This is a genomic window from Bacillus sp. B15-48, from assembly GCF_016879755.1.
Classification (GTDB): Bacteria; Bacillota; Bacilli; order Bacillales; family Cytobacillaceae; genus Mesobacillus_B.
On the sequence record NZ_WOFU01000004.1, the window covers coordinates 285,206 to 302,917 of the forward strand.

The 17,712-nt window shown below is 37.8% G+C and carries 16 protein-coding genes; 1 reads left to right on the forward strand and 15 read right to left on the reverse strand.

Annotated elements, in window-relative coordinates:
* Positions 1-20: 20 nt before the first annotated feature.
* The 5 genes from GNT69_RS14735 to GNT69_RS14755 form a co-directional block, all read right to left on the reverse strand.
* Positions 21-716, reverse strand: a complete 696-nt coding sequence (locus GNT69_RS14735) for a TorD/DmsD family molecular chaperone (RefSeq protein ID WP_203555736.1) — start codon at positions 714-716, stop codon at positions 21-23.
* Positions 717-948: 232 nt separating this feature from the next.
* Complete coding sequence (locus GNT69_RS14740; protein ID WP_203555737.1) at positions 949-1,488, reverse strand: 4Fe-4S dicluster domain-containing protein; 540 nt, start codon at positions 1,486-1,488, stop codon at positions 949-951.
* Positions 1,485-3,542 (reverse strand): molybdopterin-dependent oxidoreductase, encoded by a 2,058-nt coding sequence (locus GNT69_RS14745; protein ID WP_203555738.1) that lies wholly within the window; start codon positions 3,540-3,542, stop codon positions 1,485-1,487. The genes GNT69_RS14740 and GNT69_RS14745 overlap by 4 nt, the downstream gene beginning before the upstream one ends.
* An 11-nt stretch (positions 3,543-3,553) precedes the next feature.
* Positions 3,554-4,780 carry a PucR family transcriptional regulator gene (locus GNT69_RS14750; protein WP_203555739.1) on the reverse strand — a complete coding sequence of 409 codons (1,227 nt, stop codon included), beginning with the start codon at positions 4,778-4,780 and terminating at the stop codon, positions 3,554-3,556.
* Between the two features lie 155 nt (positions 4,781-4,935).
* Positions 4,936-7,479 (reverse strand): bifunctional diguanylate cyclase/phosphodiesterase, encoded by a 2,544-nt coding sequence (locus GNT69_RS14755; protein ID WP_203555740.1) that lies wholly within the window; start codon positions 7,477-7,479, stop codon positions 4,936-4,938.
* A gap of 236 nt (positions 7,480-7,715) precedes the next feature.
* On the opposite strand from GNT69_RS14755, the gene GNT69_RS14760 reads away from it, so the two are divergent.
* The gene (locus GNT69_RS14760; protein ID WP_203555741.1) at positions 7,716-7,961 is read left to right on the forward strand and encodes an IDEAL domain-containing protein; all 246 of its coding nucleotides are present in this window, start codon (positions 7,716-7,718) and stop codon (positions 7,959-7,961) included.
* A gap of 177 nt (positions 7,962-8,138) precedes the next feature.
* Here the strand turns inward: GNT69_RS14760 and GNT69_RS14765 are convergent, their stop codons facing one another.
* From GNT69_RS14765 to GNT69_RS14810, 10 genes are all read right to left on the reverse strand, one after another.
* Positions 8,139-9,248, reverse strand: coding sequence for an FtsZ/tubulin family protein (locus GNT69_RS14765; protein ID WP_203555742.1), 1,110 nt, complete (start codon positions 9,246-9,248; stop codon positions 8,139-8,141).
* Positions 9,249-9,309: 61 nt separating this feature from the next.
* Positions 9,310-10,815, reverse strand: a complete 1,506-nt coding sequence (locus tag GNT69_RS14770) for an acyl-CoA synthetase (RefSeq protein WP_203555743.1) — start codon at positions 10,813-10,815, stop codon at positions 9,310-9,312.
* 19 nt (positions 10,816-10,834) lie between these two features.
* Complete coding sequence (gene phaZ, locus GNT69_RS14775) at positions 10,835-11,725, reverse strand: intracellular short-chain-length polyhydroxyalkanoate depolymerase (RefSeq protein WP_203555744.1); 891 nt, start codon at positions 11,723-11,725, stop codon at positions 10,835-10,837.
* Position 11,726: 1 nt separating this feature from the next.
* A complete protein-coding gene (locus GNT69_RS14780; protein WP_239094266.1) occupies positions 11,727-12,713 on the reverse strand; it encodes a 3-oxoacyl-ACP synthase in 987 nt (328 codons plus the stop codon).
* 37 nt (positions 12,714-12,750) lie between these two features.
* Positions 12,751-12,930 (reverse strand): hypothetical protein, encoded by a 180-nt coding sequence (locus GNT69_RS14785; RefSeq protein WP_203555746.1) that lies wholly within the window; start codon positions 12,928-12,930, stop codon positions 12,751-12,753.
* Positions 12,931-12,942: 12 nt separating this feature from the next.
* Positions 12,943-13,935 (reverse strand): branched-chain amino acid ABC transporter permease, encoded by a 993-nt coding sequence (locus GNT69_RS14790; RefSeq protein WP_203555747.1) that lies wholly within the window; start codon positions 13,933-13,935, stop codon positions 12,943-12,945.
* A 4-nt stretch (positions 13,936-13,939) separates the two neighbouring features.
* Complete coding sequence (locus GNT69_RS14795; protein ID WP_203555748.1) at positions 13,940-14,800, reverse strand: branched-chain amino acid ABC transporter permease; 861 nt, start codon at positions 14,798-14,800, stop codon at positions 13,940-13,942.
* Between the two features lie 18 nt (positions 14,801-14,818).
* Complete coding sequence (locus tag GNT69_RS14800; protein WP_203555749.1) at positions 14,819-15,526, reverse strand: ABC transporter ATP-binding protein; 708 nt, start codon at positions 15,524-15,526, stop codon at positions 14,819-14,821.
* Complete coding sequence (locus GNT69_RS14805) at positions 15,504-16,274, reverse strand: ABC transporter ATP-binding protein (protein ID WP_203555750.1); 771 nt, start codon at positions 16,272-16,274, stop codon at positions 15,504-15,506. The genes GNT69_RS14800 and GNT69_RS14805 overlap by 23 nt, the downstream gene beginning before the upstream one ends.
* 72 nt (positions 16,275-16,346) lie before the next feature.
* Positions 16,347-17,570 carry a substrate-binding domain-containing protein gene (locus GNT69_RS14810; RefSeq protein ID WP_481747643.1) on the reverse strand — a complete coding sequence of 408 codons (1,224 nt, stop codon included), beginning with the start codon at positions 17,568-17,570 and terminating at the stop codon, positions 16,347-16,349.
* Positions 17,571-17,712: the final 142 nt, after the last annotated feature.

Below are 17,712 nucleotides of genomic sequence, written 5' to 3' on the forward strand. Positions count from 1 at the left end.
CCTCCATATTTTTGACTTTTTTATTGTTTTGTTTTGGCTAATAGCTCCTCAAGACAAATTTTATCTATATTTAAAAATCCGCTAAGGATTTTAACCATCCCTTTGTAAAAATCGGTATCAGCATGATTGTTCACATTTTCACAAAAAATCGGTGACCAATTTAATAAATGTTCAATAATAAAAGAATGTTGATCTTTAATCGTTTTATTTAGCTGCTCAATTTTTTCATCTTTTACTAAATCAGTTAATAACGAACTTAACTGATACATAAAATCAAGCTCTAGCCCTAAGTGATCTTCTGGTTCATAACTTTCTTGTTGCAAAGCAAGATTGTTTTGTAAATATAATCTTCTTACTTGTAATGTTTCCTCCTGGAAAAGCAACCCATCTTTATTCACATAAGCAGACTCCCAAATCGGCGCTGGAATTTGATATGGACCGATAAACATTCTCGTATAATCCCAATGTAATTGTTCAAAATGTTCATCAACTGTAAAGGTTTTGAAAAATTCAGTTACTTGCTCAACTCCTGCTTTTAACTGTGGATGTTCTTCTTTAAAAGGAAATAGTGCAATGAATTCATTATTTTGGATTTGGCTGACGAATTCTTTTGTCGGTTCTGCCAAAAAGGTTCTTCTTAGTAGATCGTAGGCAAAAATACGCAATTCCAACAGATCTTGAATGTCAGTAAGTTCTAAGTTCTTTTGTTGAATCATTGATTCCACACCTCTTTCTAATCAAAAAATAATTCTTTGATACTTTTATTATATCGACAGGAAATGACAAAGTCTTTAGCCTCAAAATAGAAATAAGTCGGTTAATTTTGTACCAAATGACAAACAGATATGTCATCTGAATGAACGATGAGAATCACTAGCAATGTTAATAAATTCGCCATAAGATCTGCTTTCATCTATGCAAAAAAAAACACATCATATAGATGTGTTCTCATTGTATCCAATATCGTTTTTTTGTTTTTGGAGGAATAAACCGAATCGAAGGCTTTGTTAATCGAGGATTGTAAAAACCATCAACTTGTGTGACACTTTCCTTTCTATATTCATGATATAAATCAATAAGTTGCAATGCAGATGTCGTACAGGCTTGTACACAGGCAGGAAATGCTCCTATTTGTTGTTGAGAATGACACATATTGCATTTCTCTACTTTCCTTATTTTCGGATTATACTGGATCGCTCCGTATGGGCAGGCGGACATGCAAATGCCACAACCAGTACAAAGATTATTATTTAATTCAACAATCCCATCTTGTCGTTTAGTGAAGGCGCTATTCGGACATACACGAAAACATTCCGGACTATCGCAATGATTACAAGAAACCGAAAGGAAATGTTCTTGATTGATTAAATTGACACGTCGATAGCTTTTATTGGAAGACTGGCTATTTTCATTTAAACACGCAATCGAACATGCATGACAACCGATACATCGGTCAGCGATAAATAAAAAACCAAGTTGCTTAATCATCGTTTCATGGTCACCTTCCTTATGGAAACATAAATATCATAAAACGGTGCGCTCCCGTTTTTTTCTGCTTCGTTCAGCGCACTGCTTTTTTTGCTGCCGATTAAGAGATTAATAGGGAGATTTCCACCTTGATTAATAACAACTGTATTTGTTGGGAGCGTATGATCCAATTCTATTTCTGCAAAAACTTCGCCATTTTCATTATAAATAATGACTTGATCCCCATTTTTAAGATTAAGCTCGTTAGCGGATGTAGCATTTATAAACAGGATCCCTGATTTTGATTGATTATTTAGCCAGGATAAAGTTTCAAATTGTGAATGAATCGTTAACAGCGACTGAGGTGTAAGCAAAGTAAATTTATTTTTCGGTGTATGAGCTTCATTAAAACTGACTGGTAAGGGAGGTAACCCGTCTCGCTCAGCTTGGTTAGAATAGAAGGTAAACGGTTTTTCCTTTTCTTCTAGTGCCTGATTAATTTCAGCGATTTGCGATTTTAAATGATAAGGTCGTTCAAGAAGTTCCTCCCATGAATGAAGACCGTATCTTTCTCTCACTTCGTCTGTTATTTCCATTTTAATCCAATCTAGTGCATCAAGATGGGCGGGAAAACAGGAAAAATTAGCTGATTTTTTATTCAATCGTTGGACAAGACCATTGACAATTTCTAAATCACTTTTCGCTTCATAATAAGGTTCAATTGCTTGCTGATTTAATGAAAGCCAATGGTTCCAATAGCTAACATGAAGATCCATTGCCTCAAATTGTGTCGTTGTCGGCAAGACAATATCAGACATTTTTGCCGTTTGTGTCATGTATAAATCGGTTGTAACAACTAACTCCAATTGATCTAGTAATTGGTACCATTCCGTCAAATGCTGATCCTGACTTAACGGATTTCGTGAATTAAGCCATAAAAATTTTAATGGTGGCTCTTGTAAGTTTAAAGCCTCTTCGGCAAAATAATTGATATTGATTTTACGATTTTGCTGATTTTCCTTATCTGCTTTCCTTAAGTTTAACGGGAAATTTTCGCTTTCTGGATGGAAATAATACAAACCCCCATTTATGACAAAACGGTTATCGGTCACAGTTGTTAACGCATCAATCGCACGGATATCTTGGGAACTTGATCGTTTTCTCTGCATTCCAAAACCAATCCAAGTGGAGATAGGCGAAGTGTGAGAATATAAATAAGCGAGCTCTGTGATTGCTTCCAGTGGGACCCCTGTCCTTTTTGTGACATCGTCTAAATCTACCTTTGTCACCAGCTCGGAGAAGGTTTTCCACCCATTCACTAACTGTTCTAGTTTTTCGTGATTCCCCCAGCGATTGGTTAAAATTAATTTTAGCATTCCCATAATTAGGTAACCATCCGTGCCGGGCCGAATTTGAATATAAATATCGGCTAAACGAGCGGTCTCCGTAAAGATTGGGTCAATTACAACGAAGGTTGCTCCTTTTTCTTTTGCCCGTAAAATAAATTTCATTTGGTGTATATTCGTTCTCGCAGGATTTGCTCCCCATAAAACAATCATATTTGAATTGGCCATTCTTTCCGGCGGCGGGCTATATTCAAAGGGAGTATTGTATTTTAAAGCTTCTCGACCGGTTGCTAAACAAGGATTCCCATATGGTTGGGTATGCGGACCAAAGCTATCGAACATCCCTTGCAATGCATAATGTAGGAAGCCTAAATTACCGGAAAAAGTGTTATAACCTATCGCTAAATTAGATCCGAACTGTTTATTGAGCTCCAGTATTTTACTAGCGATTATTTCGTAAGCTTCATCCCAGCTAATTCTTGTCCAGTTCCCAGAGCCTCTTTTCGATTGTAACAGCGGATATTTTATTCGATCAGGACTATACACATATTGTGTGTAGGCGTACCCTTTGGCGCATAATTTCCCTTCTGTATATCCATGTTTTTTATCTCCCATTACTTTGACGAGCTTGCCATTCTTAACAACCGAGAGCATGCTGCAAGTCGAATAGCAGTTTCGTGGGCATACATTCCGATAAACCTTTACATCTTTATCTTCAAACCCCCTCATGTAACCATCTCCTATAAATGTTTCAATTGATCTAAATGTCTAATTTTAAAAGCAACGGCAAAATTAATGATCGTCTGCAAATCACTTAAATCAACTTGTAATAATTCTTCGATTTTATTTAAACGGTACCTAAGTGTATTCCGATGAAGAAACATTGCTTCTGATGCTTTCTTTAAATCACAATTGTTTTTTATATATCCTTCGATTGTGTCAAGTAGGGACATTTCCGATTGCTGATCTATTTTTTCAAGTTCACCTAATATATCATACTCAAATTCTTTTAATTCCTGAAAATCATGATTGTATAATAGCTTCATTAACCCAATATCACTAAAAAAAACCACTTCATCATGTTGGTGGTTGGCGACGAGTATTTTAGCCACCTTTGCTTCTTGGTAACTTCTGAACAATTCTGTTGGGCGATCGTAAATTCTTCCGATTCCAACTGTTAACGAACGCTCTCCAAGGTAGGAACTTGAATCTTTTCTTAAAGCTTCAATGACTCGCAGGATCGATTGTCGGCCTTTTTTATAATCATCCTGTTCATTTAACGGAAGAATCACAATTAGTTCTTCTCTTTTTTTCAATATGAAAGGGACGATTCCAAGTGAGGTCAGTTTTTGTTCGAAAATTCGATGAATGCGGTCCAATAAATCATTATCCATTGAAAAATAATCATACTCTTTTAGTTCAAAGGCAATGACCGTATGGGGCAATGAAAAATCTGTTTGCCAAAGTTCCCCTTTTGACAGGATATCTGTGACTGATTTAATATTTCCATATAATAAGTCAAACATAAATGAATCTTTGTATCTTTGACCAATTTGTTTTAACCCATGATGTTTTTTTTGTTCCATATGAATAAACTTAGCCAATTGGCTTGTAGCGGTTTCGACGTGGATTTTATGATCTGATTTTTCAAGATTTTCCTTCTTTAAGAATAAATAGCCAATTAAGATGCCTTGATTGTTTAAAGGTACACAATGGGCTTCCCATAACTCATCGGTTAAATGATTATTAATATGGAAAGTGTGATCTCCATTCACTTCAACTAAATCGGATGTAAATCCTTTCCCCTCTGACGTTACAAAGATGATAGGTTGATAGATATCATCGGTTAGTAACGTATCAGACGATAAAAAGAACGAAAATTGTTTAATTAATCCTGTATAGCCATTTCCATTATTCAATTCATCTAAAAAATGATTAAATAAATGCAATAGTTTTTCTTCGCTCATATTTTCTCACCTATTTCTATCCTATTCATTATTTATTTTCGCATAGTTTTTAGCTTAAGATTGGTAGAAATAGTACGGATTAATGAATTTTGCTGACAATTTATCTATCTGGTGGTTGATGAGCAAAAAAACAGCAAGGGGCGCTCCCCTTGCTGTTAACTAGCTGCTATCACAGCTTGACGTGCTTTTTGTTGTAATTCTTCCAATTGATGGATAAACTCATTGGCAGTGAGTGGTGGACTAAATAAATACCCTTGTACATGATAACAATGTTGTTTTTGTAAAACTTCTTTTTGGTCGTTTGTTTCTACCCCTTCGGCAATGACATCAATGTTTAAATTTCTGCCCAACAAAATAATCGTTGATATAATGGATGTATCATCTTCTTTCGCAAGTAAATCTCTTACAAACGAGCGGTCAATCTTCAAGCGATCGACTGGAAGATTTTTTAAGTAGGCTAACGAAGAATAACCTGTCCCAAAATCGTCAATGGCGATTTGAATCCCTAATGATTTTAACGCTGCTAACGTCTTCATCGCATGCCCCATGTTCATTACCATACTTTCAGTGATTTCTAGTTCAAGATATTTTGCGGGCAACTCTGTCTCGTTTAATATTTTTTTCACCATATCAATTAGATTTTGTTGATAGAATTGCCTAATTGAGAGATTAACGGCAACAACAAGATGTGACAGTCCCTCGTCATGCCATTGTTTCATTTGTTGACAGGCTGTTCGTAAAACCCATTCACCTATCGGTACAATCAGCCCTGTTTTTTCAGCGATCGGGATGAATTTCGCAGGTGAAATTGGACCGTGAACTGGATGATGCCAGCGAAGTAAAGCTTCCAATCCGATCATTCGGCCATCCTTGATGTTTACTTGGGGCTGATAAACGAGACTGAGTTGATTTTCAGAAAGAGCATTATACAAATCATTCTCTAACAATAGGCGATCAAAGGCTCTCCCATCCATGGAAGTTTGATAAAACTGATATGGTTTGTTTGTCGTTTGAGCTTCCATAAGAGCCATATTTGCATGCTGCAAGACCTTATCCGCTGTTCGTCCATTCTCTGGATAAACAGCGATTCCCATACTGATTGTTATATTTAATAAAAGATGTTGTGCCTGTATCGGTTCTTTAAACAATACCTGCAGGTTCTCAATAGCCGACACGATTTCGCCATCATCAGTGATTGATGACAAAATAACGGCAAACTCATCACCTGTTAACCTCCCAATAATCATGCGTGACGTCCGCTGTTCCTCAAGGCGCTCGGCAACAGATTGGAGGATTGAATCACCAAATGAGTGTCCTAGTGCCTCATTCATATTTTTAAAACGATCGATATCAAGGACAATAATCGCCGCTTTTTCATGGGGCTGTTTTTCAATGATGTTTGTCCACTTTTCTTTTATAAACCGAAGATTTGGCAGTTTTGTCAGTTCATCATGAAAGGCCATGTACTGTATTAGTTCATGGTCTTTTTTCTGTTGACTAATATCACGGAAAACGATAATCGATCCAGTAACTTCGTTTTTCTCAAATAAAGGGGTAGATACAAATGAGACAGGAAAGATTTCCCCATCTTTCTTCGCAAACCAATCCTCATTTGTTCGGTAAGTTCTTCCTACCATTAATGCTTTTATACTCGGGCATTGTTCAGGAGTGTATTTTCTACCGTCTTCGATGCGATGGAAAGAGTAATGGACATTCTTTCCGATCATTTCCTTTTGTGAGCATTGAAGTAGTCGTTCTGCTTCAAGATTCATTAAAGTGATGTTGCCATATTGATCTGTTACAATTAAGCCTTCCCCCATCTGTGTTGTGATCGTATGTAAAAATTTTTCATTCTTAATCAATTGCTGTTCAGCTTCTTTTTGTTTTTGAAAGGGCTCTTCAACAGATGTATAAAAAATCGCTCGAAGGAGAAACAAAAATCCCATCAGTTGGAATAAATGCCCGGTAAAATTATTAATATCATAAACATCTGTATATGTAGTAAAAAAATAATCAGCTAGTAATAAATTTAATGAAGCGAAAATGAGAAATAAATTAAAGATTTTATTTCTATTTAATTGACGAATGACGATTCCGATAAAAAGAACTTCTAATAAAATCGCAACATACTGTAGGTTATTCTTTAAAGCGGTTGTACCAACTCCGTCCAGCACTAGCTCAGGTAATAATGGTTGAGGGAAATAAAGAATAATGAACCAAAAAAGAGCATATATTGTAGCTAAGCTGTAAGCCCACCACCTGGCTCGCGGATGGACAATTCGATCTTTTAGAAGAAAAATCACCAATAGACCGATGACTTCGGTTAAACGAGCGACCATAAAAAACCATGTCGCTTTATAAGCTGAACTCTCGGCAATCAAGTAAGGCATTCCTTTATAGGTAATCGCATGCATCGTTTCAATAAGCGCAACTGCAAAAAAGAGTGCACCAATGAATAAGCGATAACTTGAACGGATTCTTGGGAAAGCAACCCATGTTTGTGTAGCAATCATAAAGGCAATCGTAATAATAATGATTTCGAGGATCAAATGGATGGTTAAATAATTTTCTTCTCCGAAAAAGCCGTATAATGGTCTATTTAATGTAAGCGCAACGATGAGAACAAATAACGATAATAAAATAATGAAACCGTTTTCTTTTATAAGCCGATTAGTCGACTGAGAAAAAAAATCTTTCATAAAACGACCCCTTTCCGTACAGGGAAATAACGAAGCATCTACCCACTATTTTATACTAGTTTCCCGTTAGGTGCTCCTAAAATTATGTGATTTCATAAAACTTTATCATTTTGCTACGATCATTTTTTGGAACTGGGATTTGGTTATCCTGTTTTTGGATTGATTTTCCAAGCTAAATAGTTTGAATAATTTAAATACAATGAGTATAATAGAAAAAAGGTCAAGGAGTGATTTTAATGGAAGAGAAGTTGCTTTATTTGCCGGAACCTAATGTAAACATGAAAGATTTACAAATTGCTGAGATGTTGCTAACCGAGGTTCAATTGAATATTCAAAAAGAGGTAATCGAGCAAAAAGTTGATCAGTCCTTACTTGATAAAAACAAAGAAGAATTTCTCAAACTAACAGAAAAGTTAAAGAATGTGACCCATTTACTTCAAGCCAATCGAGAGAACTATATAAAATTAACTGAAAATAACTAAGAAAAGTGAAGCCCTCATCCATGTGGGCTTTTTCTTAGTTGTTTTTTAACCAGTTCCCCGGAACTCTCTTTTTCTCGCATCTATTATTAATTTTTACCAACAAAAAAGATCCCCATTAAAACAGGAATCTTTCCAGCGCCTTCCTACTGCCTCAAATATACTTTAATTAATTTGCGGCTATTTCTGATATTTAGATAATTTAGTATTTACTGATTCCGCTTTCTTATCCGATCGTTTAGCCTTTAACTCTGATGCCCATGTTATTTTAGATTTATACTTTTGGGTATGTTCTTTATTAACAAGCTTTTCTAACCGTTCTTTATTTTTTTCAATCGTTTCTTCTAGTGCCAGCATCCGGCGTGATGGAAATGGGAGTCCTGCAAGGATCGTTGTTATTGTTGGATCCGTTTCTGATAAGTATGTTCCTTCAAATAATTGCAATGGTTCTCCAACCTTTTGGAAGATTGATGGAACATGGATTAGTTTTGCCATATTCTCAGGACCATCATAAATTAAACTCGCACGAATCACCCCGGTTGATTCTACCGGACAAAAGATTGAATTTCCCCATGAATGATGAATTTTACTGGATAGTTCAGTTGATGTTTTTGCATCTGTAACAGGAGCCATTGTTATGAGCGACACTCCGCGAGTATTTAAAATCGTCATCAAATCTGTTTCATCAAAATTTCCGTATAGAGAACTTTTTTGAGTCATTTGGGAAACATGGTAAAGCGCGTGAATGGCTTGATGATTGGATGAGTGATAGATTTGCTGTTTGCTCGCTTGTGGGTTCATTTTCCTCACCTGGTCATTATCGACTAAAAATACAGAAGAAATCGATTGAATATTAGAAAGCTCTTCGATACATTCAGCTGCATTGATGCGATTGCCAGCTAAAACATTTCTTTCCGGAATAACGGCAAGAGCACCGACGTTCATACCTGGGAGATGATCTGTAAGCAAATCAATCAATAATGGACTCATCCCTGAGCCTGTTCCCCCATCTGTTGAAAAGGCGACCAATAAAAAATGGGTATGTTTAAATGAACGCTTAACAAAATCAATTAATTCATAATAATGATCTTTTACAGCGCGAATTCCGATTAAACGATCCTGACCAGCTCCATTATAACCTGGTACAAAAAATTTATTTTCAACTCGAGTATTTACCTTGCCATCACGAGGGTTTGTATTGATAAGGGCGGTTGGAAAGCCCATGGTTGCTGCTATCTCCGCGATATTGCCCCCTGCCTGACCTACACCTAAGACTCCAATTGACTTCATCAAATCGCCTCCTTATCCTTACTATGATGATACTCAAGAATGATTAATTTAGACTTTTTATTTATAAGAAATTTGCCTTCTTCTCCAAAGCGAATCTTTTCAGTGCTTTTTTATCGATTTTACCAACATGGGTCTTTGGCAATTGTGCAACAAAAATAAATTTTTTTGGAATTTTATATTTTCCTAGTTTTTTCAAGCAATAGTGGATTAGTTCCTGTTCGGATGGCTCGACAGTCCCCTTGACGACGAGAAACGCAGTAACAATCTCTCCCCATTTTGAATCAGGTAGCCCAAGGACCGCAACTTCATCAATTTGTGGGTGTGCGGCGATCCAATGCTCAACTTCTAAAGGATAAACATTCTCCCCACCTGTTATGATCATATCTTTTTTGCGACCAACAATATAAAAATAACCTTCATCATCTTTTCTCGCTAAATCACCAGTATAAATCCAGCCATCCTTCTTAACCTCTCTAGTTGCTTGTTCATTTTCCCAATAGTACGCAAAAGAATGCTTGCCTTGAATGAGGATTTCGCCGACTTCATGCACTGCTGCCTCCGTACCGTCAGCTTTAACGAGTTTGATTTCATTAAAGAGCATCGGTTTTCCTACTGAGCCTCTTTTTTCTTGAGCAATCTTCGGATCAATATAAAAATTATTCGGACCCGCTTCAGTTAATCCATACCCTTCTTTGAACAACAATCCTTTCCTTTTAAATGCGGCATAAATTTCTAGAGGACATGGGGCGCCTCCTGAAAAAAATGTTTTCACTGATGGAAACGAATTTTTCTTAAATTCCTCTGTTTCAATAATCATATGGTACATCGTTGGAACAAATAGGACGACAGTACATTGATAGTGATTTAAATATGTGATCGCTTTAACTGGATCAAAATCATTGGCAATCACTACTTTCCCACCTGCCAATAAAATCGGAATCGATAAGGCGTTCAGACCGCCGGTATGGAATAAAGGCAAATAAGTTAAAGTGATGTCTTCATCCGTTAAATTCCAACTGATGATTGTATTTATCGCATTCGTTAAAATTGATTGATAGCTGAGGACCACCCCTTTTGGATTTCCAGTTGTTCCTCCTGTATAAATAATCGCTAATGGGTCTTGTTCTTGAAGTGGTTCTTCCTTGAAAGCTGGAATTCTTCTGTTTTCTAAAAATTCTTTTTCAATCTGAAACGTTTCGTAATCAGTAAATAGCTTTTCATTTACGGTTTTTTTAAAACTAAAATGATAGCCAATTAGTTTTGGAGCGCAATCGGATAAAATATAGTGGATTTCTTGTAAAGATAACCGCCAATTAATGGGAACAAAAATCGCTCCAATTTTCCCACAAGCAAACAGCAATTCAAAATAACTAATATCGTTAGGAGATAAGAGTGCAATTCTGTCCCCTTTTCGAACCCCTTTTTCGTAAAGCCAGTCTGCTAATTTTTTGCAGCGGATATTAAGTTCTCTGTATGTCCGTGTTGTCTGTTGTTCTGCATCTACTAGAGCCAAACTCATTGGTGTTATTTTTGCCCTTTTATCAAGCCAATCGAGCTCCCACCTCAAATTAATCTCTCCTTCGTCATTAATCCCTTAAGAAATTAGCTATTACATCGTTTAATTGATCTAAATCATCGACCAATGGGGAGTGCCCGCAATCTTTTAGTTCAACATATTTCGCGTTGTCTCCGATGTCACTCATAAGTTCCTCTGCCATATGGGCAGCGACGACAAGGTCGCGATTCCCGCGCAGGACAAGTGTTGGAATATGAATATTTTTCGCCTGATTTGTTCCTTCAGTTAGGCCATTATTAAACGCACTAATGTTAAATGTATTTAAGCTATGGTAGACTTCTGCCAAGTTTCTTTGTGTAAGCATATCATCGATATATTCTTCATACCGCCTTGCATCAGGTTGGTTTTTAGTATAAATCAACATATTCCAAGTTGATCTCAGTAACTCACGATTTCTCGTATCATATGCCCCTTGAATCGCTATCGTTTTGCCATCGGTTTTCACGGTTTCATATGTTTGCAAGCGACGATTAAAATCTGGCAGTCCGTTTGCAGCCAGAGCAAAAAATGGATATCCTCGCGTTGACGCCGAGGCGAGCAGGACCAGTTTGTCACAATAACCAGGATAATCGGCGACAAATTGCATCGCGACAGCACCTCCTGTTGACCAGCCGATGATTGAAACATCTTGTAAGTCGATTTCATCAACAAACAATTTTAAATCATCTGAAAAATCTTTAATCGATGTAACCGGAGAATGATAACTTGATTGACCAAAGCCTCTCAAATCAAGCGCATAGATTTTAAAAGCTGGGTCCATTTGCTCAATGAGCAAATCCCAATGTTTGGACGATGTCATATTGCCGTGAATGAGCAAGACATTTTTCCCGCCACCTTCTCTTTCCCGATACGCAAGCGTTTCCCCGTTAGCAAGCTTAACTTTATTCATTTTTACGTTCATCTCAATCACCCTTTCCCCAGCGAATAGTTGTTGCACCCCAGGCATAACCAATCCCAGCACTTACTAAAACGACAACCGAACCATCCTGTAATTTGCCAGCTTGATCAGCTAATTCTAATGATAATATTTGATCAATTTGACCAATATGGCCATAGTTTTCGAGATAAATAGATTGGGTGTCAGACAAACCAAGTTCTTTTAAAACATTCTGATGGGCCGATCTTTTCATATGGAGGAGACCAATATAATCAATGTCTTTTTCTTGATAGCCACTGTTTGTCACAGACTTTCGGATGACTTTCAAGAAATTATCCATCGATTTTTTTTCAAGACGCTCTTTCATGCCCTCAGGGTCAAGGACATCTAATTGATATAAATTCAGGTTATCGAGTGTAATTGGATATTTCGTCCCTCCAGCTACAACAACTACATCTTCAGAAAAAGAGCCATCAGTAATCATTTCAGTTTCCATAATATGATTATCGTCAATTCCCTTCTGTAACAGAATCGCACCGCCGCCAGCACCGAGATTAAACATAAACCTCGTTCTTGGGTTTTTATAATTGATAAAGTCCCCATTTCGATACCCGCCTGCAAGCAGCACTGTATTGATTTTACCATCAGCCAACATCATGTTTTTGGCAAGTTTTAACGCCATAATGGTCGTTCCACACCGTTGACTTACATCAAAAGCCCATGCCTGACTCGCACCGATTGCTTCTTGCAGCTTTATTCCTGCCGTCCATAATGGATATTCTTTATATTCTTCACCGATATAAATAATTAAATCAATTGATAACGGATCGATTCCAGCCTTTGTTATCGCCTTTTTTGCTGCTTTTATCCCCATTTCACACGTATGATCATCAGGACCTGGGATTGTCTTTTTTTTAATTCCCATTTTTCCCTCGATAATTTCGACTGGAATTTCTGCTAGTTTTGCAATTGCTTTACTCGTCATATAATGATTTGGAAGATAAGTGGCCATACTTAAGATTCCAATATTCAATGCTGTCACCTCAATCTTAGGAGTAATCTGTCATGCTTTTTAAGTAGAGCATTGCATCTTCAATCGTTTCAAACAATGTGTCGTTGTTTGCTTGTACATTGGTTACTTTAATTCGCCAACGTTTTTTGTGTGTAGCTTCATCCATGCCAACTAGATGGAAGCGAATGATAAAAGAGGCTAAATGTTCTTGTTCCACGTTATTTCCTCCTCACCCTGACGCATCTTTCTTGTTCTTTTTTACAGTTACTGTTTTTTTCGGTTTTCGTTTCATCGTCGTGATTGTTCCGATAATTCCTTTTGGAAAAAACATAACGACTAAAATATAAATGATTCCAAAAAGAATAATCCACCGTTCGAAAATCCAATGTACCTTCGCAAGCTGAGTTAGCCCGTGGTGGGCAAACTCGATAAGCCCTGCTCCAACAATGGCCCCAACAAGTGTTCCTACGCCGCCAATAATCGTCATTAACAGCGCATCTAACGTAATTTCAATCGTAAATACACTTGTATTAACAAAACGCAACGACAGCGCATACAACATCCCAGCTAAGCCGGCAATGACTCCTGAAACAATACTGGCTATGATTTTATAATGAATGACATTGTATCCGAGTGACTCAATCCTCTGTTCATTTTCGCGAATTCCTTGTAAGATTCGCCCTAATGGTGAGTGAGTAAAACGAGTAAGCAGAACAAAGACAACGACCATCGAAATGAGACAAATTAAATAAAAATCGAAACGATCGCGAAAGATTTCTGGCGTTCTAAATGTAAAGCCGTCATTTCCAAACGTTAGACTTCTCCATTTTTCGGCAAGCACTAAAAATAATCCTGCAAATGCTAACGTGAGCATTGCATAGAAATGACTTTTCAAGCGCAATGTTAGTAAACCAACGACATAGCTAAGGGCAGCGGTTAGCACAATTGTGACAAGGACAGCCATGAAAAAGTAAGGCATCGTTGGTTCAAATTGTTTCATAAAGATACCCACTGTATAAGCACCAATTCCGAAAAACATCGCATGACCAAAAGATACGATTCCAGTATATCCTAAAAGCAAGTCATAGCTCATTGCAAAGATTGCAAAGATAAAAACCTGCGTAAATAAAATCATCATTGTTCGAGAATCATGAATGAACGGGAATAGAAGGAGCAAGACAGTAATGATGATATAAAGAATATTTTTCCGGTTATTTACCATTTCCTCACCCCTTTAATCCAAATAAGCCTTGCGGACGGAATATAAGGACGACGACCATTAACAGCATATTCACTGCTAAAGATAAATCTGGGACATAATATGCCATGAATGAACCTGATAAACCGACGAGAATGGCTGCTAATATCGAGCCAGGGAAGCTCCCCATGCCGCCAATTACGACGACAATAAAAGCAAGAATCGCAAATTCCATTCCCATTTCAGCATGAATGACCCCCGAATAAGGGCCAATCAGCACCCCAGCTAATGCCGCCATCGCCGCGCCAATCATAAACACGAGCATAAACACTTTTTTAATATTAATGCCAAGTGCCTCGACCATCTCTTTGTTCATGACGCCAGCACGGACAACTAGCCCAATTTTCGTATTTTTCAAAATATACTGGACGGTAAAAAATACGAGGAAACCGACAATAATAATAAACAAACGATATTTAATAATGAGGATATTGCCAATTTCCCAGCTGCCCCTTAAAATCTCAGGAGCAACAGCTGAAATTTGATTTGGTCCCCAAAAAACTTTTAATAGTTCGGTAAGAACAAGCATAAGACCTAGAGTAATTAAGATTTGTTGAACATGATCTCCGTATACAGGCTGGATAATAAATTTTTCCGTTAGAAACCCAAGGATCAAACCAGTGATAATTGCACCGATGATGCCGATGAAAAAGCTCCCAGTTGTTATATAAATCCATGTTCCACTATAAGCTCCCCAGGCAAATAATCCGCCATGCGCAAAGTTCAGCACATCCATTAATCCGAAAATGAGTGTCAAACCTGCCGCAAGTAAGAAAATCAGCATCCCGGTTGCTAAACCATTTATCGCTAAATTCACAAATAGCTCCATGTAAGGCCTCTCCTTTACTTAGGCAATCCCTAAATACTTTCTTCTCATTTCCTCATCTTCTTTTAACAGTTGCATCGGTCCGTTGTGCACCGTTTTTCCGTCGTCAATAATATAAAACTGATCGCCAATTGTACTCGCCATCACAAAGTTTTGTTCTACTAACAAGATTGTTGTTTTTTCTTTCATCTCAATAATTGACTCCATTACTTTTTCAACAATAATCGGTGCGAGCCCTTTGCTTGGTTCATCAATTAACAGCAGCTCATTCTCATTGACATAGGCTCTGGCGATGGCGAGCATCTGCTTTTGTCCGCCGCTTAAAAGTCCACCGGGCTTTTTCCAAAATGTTTTTAAATCTGGGAATAATTCTATAATGTAATTCAGTCGTTCTTTCGTTTCTTCATTTTCACTTTTCATCGCAACTTTCATATTTTCTTCAACCGTTAAGAAAGCGAAGATTCCTTGATCTTCCGGAACATAGCCAATTCCTTTTTGGGCAATCTTGTAGGTCGGTAACGTTTGAATTTCCTCATGATTGAATTCGATATGCCCTTTTGTCGCTTGATGGATTCCCATAATCGTTTTCAATGTCGTTGTCTTTCCGGCCCCATTTCGTCCAAGTAGGACCGTTACCTCTCCCTTCCGTACCTCAAATGAAACTCCTTGTAAAATATGAAATTGTCCAATAGACGTTTCAATATCGTTAAGCTTGAGATGCATGGTCATCGTAAATCCCTCCTAAATACGCGGACTGGACGATTTCATTGTTCATAATTTCTTCCGGAGTACCGTCAGCTAGTAATCTGCCATTAAATAACACCATAATTGAATCGGACAAATCGATAATCATATCCATTTTGTGTTCAATTAGGAGAATCGTTCTGTCCCCCTTCTCCTTAATTTTTTTTATCACTTCAAGGATTGCTGGGACTTCCTCCAATGACATTCCTGCTGTCGGTTCGTCTAATAGTAAAACATCCGTGTTGAGTGCTAACAACATCGCGATTTCTAGTTTCCGTTTTTCTCCATGAGCTAAATTGTTTGCAAGCATGTCTTTCTTTTCATCAAGTAACACGAGTTCTAACCATTCGACTGCTTTTTCTTCCAGTTCCTTGTATTTCTTGAATGAAAATAACATTTGATAGCGGACCTGTGCATGGGACTGAACCGCAAGTCTGACATTCTCTAAAACAGTCAAATTTGGAAAAATATTTGTAATTTGAAAGGATCTGCCGATTCCTTTTCTTGTTCTCATTGTCGGTGACAGCTTTGTAATCTCTTCACCCTGGAAAAGAATCTGACCTTTTGTCGGTGTTAGCTGTCCGCTTAATAAATTAAAAAATGTTGTTTTTCCTGCCCCATTCGGTCCGATGATTGATTTAAAATGGTTTTCGTCCACTGAAATATTGACATGATCAACAGCTGTATGTCCCCCAAAGTGAATCGTTAAATCTTTCGTTTCAATCAACGCCATGTTATCACCACTATCCTTTAGTTTAAGAAATAGTGAACTTCGGTTCGTAAACCGAAGTTCATCATTAATAGACTAATTCCGTACAGGGGGAGCTGTTTCTTCTGGTGATAGTTCTCGCACGAGCACCGGAACAGGATAAGCAACCCCATCTTTCTCTTCAAGCTTAATTGCATATAAAGTTTGTAATGCTTGATGATCTTCAGCGCGGAAGGTCATCTTTCCTTTAGGTGTTTCAAAGCTCATTCCCTCCAACGTTTCAATAAGCAACTCTGCATCTGTGTCGCCTTCTGTCTTCTTTAACGCCTCCACAATTGCCATCGCCGCAGTCATTCCGCCAGGTGTAAAGAGATCAGGTACGTCCCCGTTATATCTTGCCGTATGCTCCTGAACAAGCCAATCATTGATTTCATTGTTTGGCAAATCATGATAGTAAACGGAAAAGCCCTCCATGCCAATAAGCGGCTGCATTGTCGCTAATGCTGCGATGTCAGGTGCACCAGTAGAAATTTTAATGCCTCTTTCTTGAACTTTCATATCCCCGATTTGATTCCATGGAGAATTCGCGCCTGCCCAAACGACAAATAAATAATCAGGTTTAGAATCAATTACTTTTTGAATATTTGATGTGAAATCTGTCGCCGAAGGGTCGGCATATTCTTCATGGACAATTTCTGCACCCAGTTTCTCAGCTGCTTCTTTAAAAGCAGATACACCATCCCAACCAAAGGAGTAATCTGGAGCAAAAGTGGCAATTTTCACTCCTTCTCCGGCAATTGCCGCAGCACCAGCAACGGCATCTTGCGAGGAATTTCGTGCCGTTCGGAACAAATACCGATTAAATTCTGAACCGGTAATACTATCAGCAACTGCTGGTTCAACAATCATAATTTTTTGATATTCTTCCGCTAGAGGGACAACCGCTAAAGTATCACCTGAACTTGAAGAACCAACTAAAAAGTCGACTTCATCATCTTCTAAAAGTTTCGTTGCTTTTTTAACGGCTACCTCAGGTTTCGTTTCGGTATCTTCAACAATAAATTCAATTTTCCGGCCCGCTACTTCATTTGTTCCGTTCGTTGCGTATTCTAACCCGAGTTCAAAGCCCCTTAATGTTTGTTTTCCGTATGCTTCTAGCCCCCCTGTCTGCGAAATTAATAAGCCGACTTTAATCGGTTTACTCTCATCCCCGCTGTTCCCATTTTCAGATTTTGTTTCCTTTGAACTACAGGCACTTGCGAAAATCAGAATAAAAGCAAACACGCAGACAAAAATAACTCGACGTCTCAAAGAATTCAATTTTCATTCCCCCTTGTATTTGTTTAAAGCCTTGACATGATCATAAATAGGCGAGGTTACAATTGAGTTACAAATCGATTGCGATGAATCATAAATGGTGAAAAGGAAGAGAATTTTATGATCAGAAACAAAAAGACACCCT